This is a genomic window from Clostridia bacterium (assembly GCA_019683875.1).
Lineage (GTDB): Bacteria > Bacillota > Sulfobacillia > RBS10-35 > Bu92 > Bu92.
Genome location: JADGHN010000130.1, coordinates 1 through 4,365, shown reverse-complemented (window position 1 = coordinate 4,365; position 4,365 = coordinate 1). Strand labels below are relative to the sequence as shown.

5 protein-coding genes are annotated in these 4,365 nt (G+C 72.5%); 2 read left to right on the top strand and 3 right to left on the bottom strand.

Annotated features, from left to right (window positions below; all coding sequences use genetic code 11):
• Positions 1-561 (bottom strand): primosomal protein N' (locus IRZ18_08680; protein ID MBX5477179.1); only part of this gene is annotated, 561 nt, incomplete at its 3' end.
• A 135-nt stretch (positions 562-696) separates the two neighbouring features.
• On the opposite strand from IRZ18_08680, the gene IRZ18_08675 reads away from it, so the two are divergent.
• Both IRZ18_08675 and IRZ18_08670 read left to right on the top strand, forming a co-directional pair.
• Positions 697-1,221 carry an acyl-CoA thioesterase gene (locus tag IRZ18_08675; GenBank protein MBX5477178.1) on the top strand — a complete coding sequence of 175 codons (525 nt, stop codon included), beginning with the start codon at positions 697-699 and terminating at the stop codon, positions 1,219-1,221.
• A gap of 35 nt (positions 1,222-1,256) precedes the next feature.
• Positions 1,257-3,227 carry an AMP-binding protein gene (locus IRZ18_08670; GenBank protein MBX5477177.1) on the top strand — a complete coding sequence of 657 codons (1,971 nt, stop codon included), beginning with the start codon at positions 1,257-1,259 and terminating at the stop codon, positions 3,225-3,227.
• On the opposite strand, the gene IRZ18_08665 is transcribed toward IRZ18_08670, so the two are convergent.
• On the bottom strand, positions 3,224-3,625 hold the full coding sequence (locus IRZ18_08665) for a VOC family protein (protein MBX5477176.1): 402 nt from the start codon (positions 3,623-3,625) through the stop codon (positions 3,224-3,226). The two genes, IRZ18_08670 and IRZ18_08665, sit on opposite strands and share 4 nt — an antisense overlap.
• Before the next feature lie 76 nt (positions 3,626-3,701).
• The coding region (coaBC, locus tag IRZ18_08660; GenBank protein ID MBX5477175.1) for a bifunctional phosphopantothenoylcysteine decarboxylase/phosphopantothenate--cysteine ligase CoaBC at positions 3,702-4,365 on the bottom strand (664 nt) is incomplete at its 5' end.

Here is a 4,365-nt window from a genome sequence, read left to right as displayed (position 1 = left end):
CCGCGCCGGGGCCGGGCGGCGCGGCGGGCGGGCGGCCACGGCGGCGGGCGCCACCGCCGCCGCGCGCGCCAGCTCCTGCCGCGTCCACCGGCCGGGGTTCGCGGCCAGGACGCGGTAGGCGCGCGCCTGCGCCGGCGCCCGCTCCAGGGCCGCCGGCGGCTCCGCGCCCGCGGCCGGCCACAGCAGTTCACGCTCGCGCGGGCCCTCCGTCCGGTTCTTCACCCCGCCCGGCAGCATCGCCCTCAGCACCTGCACCGTCGTGCAACCGCACTGCTCGGCCAGCCACGGCGCGAGGTCGAGCAGTTCCTGCGTGAGCAGGGGTTCGTCGTCGAGGACCCTGACGATCGGCTTGACCTTTTCCGGGGGCACGCTCGGCTGGTCCACCAGCCTCAGCACGATCCCCTCGACCCGCCGCCCGCCGAGGGGCACGAGCACGCGCTGCCCCGGCGCGACGCCGCCGGCGAGCGACTCCGGCACGGCGTAGTCGAACGGACGGTCCGTCTGCGCGACGGCGACGTCGACGGCGACGGAAGCGTAGGCGGACACGGGCCCCCGGGACACCTCTCCCCTCCATCGTGCCACAGACGGCCAGCCGCCTGCAGGACCGCTCGGCGCGCCGTCCTTCGCCCGGCACTTCGCCCGGCAGGGGTCGCCTTCGCCCACGTGGTACCTAGAGAAACGACAGGGAGGAAAGCCATGTTCGCCCACCGGCTCCGCGTTCGCTGGGCCGACACGGACGCTTCCGGACGCATCCACAACTCCGTCGCCTTCCGCTACTTCGAGGAGGCCGAAGCCGAGCTCTTCCGCCACCTGGGCCTGCGGCTGGAACCCATGCGCGCGTCCCGCTACGACTTCCCGCGCGTCCACGTCGAGTGCGACTACCTTCAGCCGCTCGGCTTCGACGACGAACTCGCCATCCAGGTGCGGGTCGGCCGGCTGGGCACGACGTCCTTCACGCTGGAATACGAAGCGCTGCTCGTCGGGGAAGGCCCACACCGGGCCGACCTGACCGGCGGCGCTCCGACGCCGCTGCCCGTCCCCGCCCTGCGCGGTCGGGTGGTCATCGTCACGGTCGAGCGCGCCACCGGGCGACCGGCGCCCATCCCCCCGGAACTGCGCGCGGCGCTGGAGGCGTACCGGATGGAGGCGCCTGGATCCGTCTCTCCACCGGCGGAGCCGCCGGGGCCATCACCGGCGATCGCACCGCCGCCACAGCCTTGAGTCTTCTCGAACCCGAAACTGAAGGAGGACACCCGATGAGCCCCGATGCGTCCAACCCCAGCGCGAATCCCGTCGTCTGGCGCCCCGGAGACAAGGAGCGGGCTCGCAGCCGGCTGCTCCGGTTCGTCGAGCGGCACGGCCTGCGGGACGTGGCCGCGCTGACCGAGCGCGCGTCCGCGGACCCGGCCTGGTTCTGGGACGCCGCCGTGCGGGACATCGACTGGCGATGGTACCAGCCGTACCGGGAGACGCTCGACCTGTCTCGCGGCAAGCCCTGGGCCCGCTGGTTCATCGGCGGCACCACAAACATGGCCCTCAACGCCGTCGACAAGCACGCGGACGGCGAGCGGGCCGGCGCCGCGGCCGTGCTCTGGGAGGGCGAGGACGGCGAGACGCGTCGCTGGTCGTTCGCCGACCTGCGCCGGGAGAGCGACCGGCTTGCGCACGGGCTGCAGGCGCTGGGCGTCGGCCCCGGGGACCGCGTCGGCCTCTTCCTGCCCATGCTTCCGGAAACCGTCGCTGCGATCATGGCCGTGGCCAAGCTCGGCGCGATCTTCATCCCCATCTTCTCGGGTTACGGGGCCGAGGCGGTCGCGACGCGCCTCGCCGACAGCGAGGCGAAGGTCCTCATCACGGCGGACGGGTTCTACCGCCGCGGCACCGTCGTCCCGATGAAGCGCACCGCCGACGCGGCCCTCGCCCTGGCCCCGTCTGTGGAACGCGTGGTCGTCGTGCGCCGCGCGGGCGAGCGAGCCGGCGACGTGCCGTGGGACCCGCGGCGCGACGTGGCGTACGACGAGCTCGTCGCCGGCCGTCCGCCCCGCTTCGACACGCAGCCCGTCTCCGGCGAGGAGCCGCTGATGCTCATCTACACGTCCGGCACCACGGGCAGGCCGAAGGGCACCGTCCACACGCACGCCGGCTTCCCGCTCAAGGCGGCGCAGGATCTGGCGCACTGCTTCGACCTGCAGGAGGACGACGTCCTTTACTGGATCACGGACATCGGCTGGATGATGGGCCCGTGGCAGATCATGGGCGGGCTGGCGCTGGGCGCGACGATCCTCCTGTACGAGGGCTCGCCGGACCACCCGGGTCCGGACCGCGTCTGGGCGCTCTGCGAAACCCACGGCGTGACGGTGCTGGGCGTCTCGCCGACGCTCATCCGCTCGCTCATGCCGCTCGGCGAGGAGCCGGTGCGCCGCCACGACCTCTCCCGCCTGCGCGCCATCGGCTCCACGGGGGAGCCTTGGAACCCGGAGCCCTGGCGGTGGACGTTCGAGGTCGTCGGCGGGGGCCGCATCCCCATCATCAACTACTCCGGCGGCACGGAGATCTCCGGCGGCATCCTCTCCGGGCTCACCGTCGCGCCGCTCAAGCCGTGCGCCTTCGCCGGGCCGGTTCCCGGCATGGCCGTCGACGTCGTCGACGAGACCGGCCGCCCGGTGCGCGGCGCGGTGGGCGAGCTCGTCATCCGGCAGCCCTGGCCGGGGATGACGCGCGGCTTCTGGCGCGATCCCGACCGCTACCTCGACACGTACTGGTCCCGCATCCCGGACCTCTGGGTGCACGGCGATTGGGCGTATGTCGACGAGGACGGCTTCTGGTACATCCAGGGCCGCTCCGACGACACGCTGAAAGTGGCCGGCAAGCGCGTGGGGCCGGCGGAAGTGGAGTCCGCCCTGGTGGCGCACCCCGCCGTCCGGGAGGCGGCGGCGATCGGCGTGCCGGACGAGGTGAAGGGCGAGGCCATCGTGGCGTTCTGCATCCTGCGCCCGGAGCACGAGCCCGGCGAAAACCTGCGCAGGGAGTTGAAGGAGCAGGTCGCGAGCGTGCTGGGAAAGCCGTTCCTCCCGAAGGATGTGCGCTTCGTCGACGATCTTCCGCGCACGCGCAACGCCAAGATCATGCGGCGCGTCGTGCGGGCGGCGTACCTGGGGCAGCCGGCCGGGGACCTCACGGCGCTGGAAAATCCGGCGGCCGTGGAGGCGATCCGGAACTCGCGCTAGGCTTCGGGCGGGGACGCGGAACCCATCTCCCGCTCCTCCATCAGGGCCAGCAGGTTGCCTTCGGGATCCCGGAAGAAGCTCATCCAGGTCTCCCTCGACCCCACTTTCGCGATCCGGTGGGGCGCGTCGACGAACTCGACGCCCTTCTCCCGCAGCGCCCGGTGAGCGGTGTCGATGTCGCCCACCTGGAAGTAGAGCACCGAGCCCGGATGGTCGAACTCCGGCGTCTCCGGCAGGCTCAGCATGAGGCGCACGTCCCCGCACCGGAAGAAGGCGAGGTGCCCTGCCTCAAAGAGGAACTGGAGGCCCAGCGTGTCGCGGTAGAACGCCACCGCGCGCGGCAGATCGTGGACATTGACGGAGACCTGGCCAAGCTTCTGGATATCGAAGGACGACATGCGGCTCCCCCTATCGTATGGAGCGCTGCGTGGCCGTCCCGCCGCGCCCTCCGACAGCCAAGCTTAAGGCCGAGGCTCAACCTGAAGGCCCAAGGCGGCGGGCGACGGCGTCCCAGATGCGCTCCGCCACCTCCCGTTTTCCCATCAGCGGGAGGGATTCCTCCCCTTCCGCGGTCACGAGGACGACGCGGTTCGTGTCCGTGCCGAAGCCGGCGCCCGGCTCCGTCACGTCGTTGAGCACGACGAGGTCGAGGTTCTTCCGCCGCAGCATTTCCCGCGCGGCCTCAAGCCCCGGGCCGGTCTCCGCCTTGAATCCCACGAGCACCCGCCGCCCCTTGACCTTGCCCATCTCCTCCAGCACGTCGGGGTTGCGGACGAGTTCCAGGGTGAGCGGCGCCTGCGACTTCTTGATCTTCACGGGCGAGCGGGACTTGGGACGGTAGTCGGCGACGGCCGCCGACGCGACGAGCGCTTCGCATCCGTCGAAGCGCGCGCGCACCGCCTCCAGCATCTCCTCCGCCGTCTGCACGCGCACGACCTCGACCCCGGGCGGATCCGGCAGCGCCACCGGCCCCGCCACGAGCGTCACCTGGGCGCCGCGGTCGCGCGCGGCTTCGGCCAGCGCCCAGCCCATCTTTCCGGAGGAATGGTTGGAGAGATAGCGGACGGGATCGAGCGGCTCCTGCGTGGGGCCGGCCGTGACCAGCACCCGCCGCCCGGCGAGGTCGCGGGCGCGGCTG

Bases quoted from the DNA above. Each gene is read 5' to 3' on its own strand.
- IRZ18_08665 (MBX5477176.1), bottom strand. From the start codon at position 3,625: ATGTCGTCCTTCGATATCCAGAAGCTTGGCCAGGTCTCCGTCAATGTC.
- IRZ18_08670 (MBX5477177.1), top strand. From the start codon at position 1,257: ATGAGCCCCGATGCGTCCAACCCCAGCGCGAATCCCGTCGTCTGGCGC.
- IRZ18_08675 (MBX5477178.1), top strand. From the start codon at position 697: ATGTTCGCCCACCGGCTCCGCGTTCGCTGGGCCGACACGGACGCTTCC.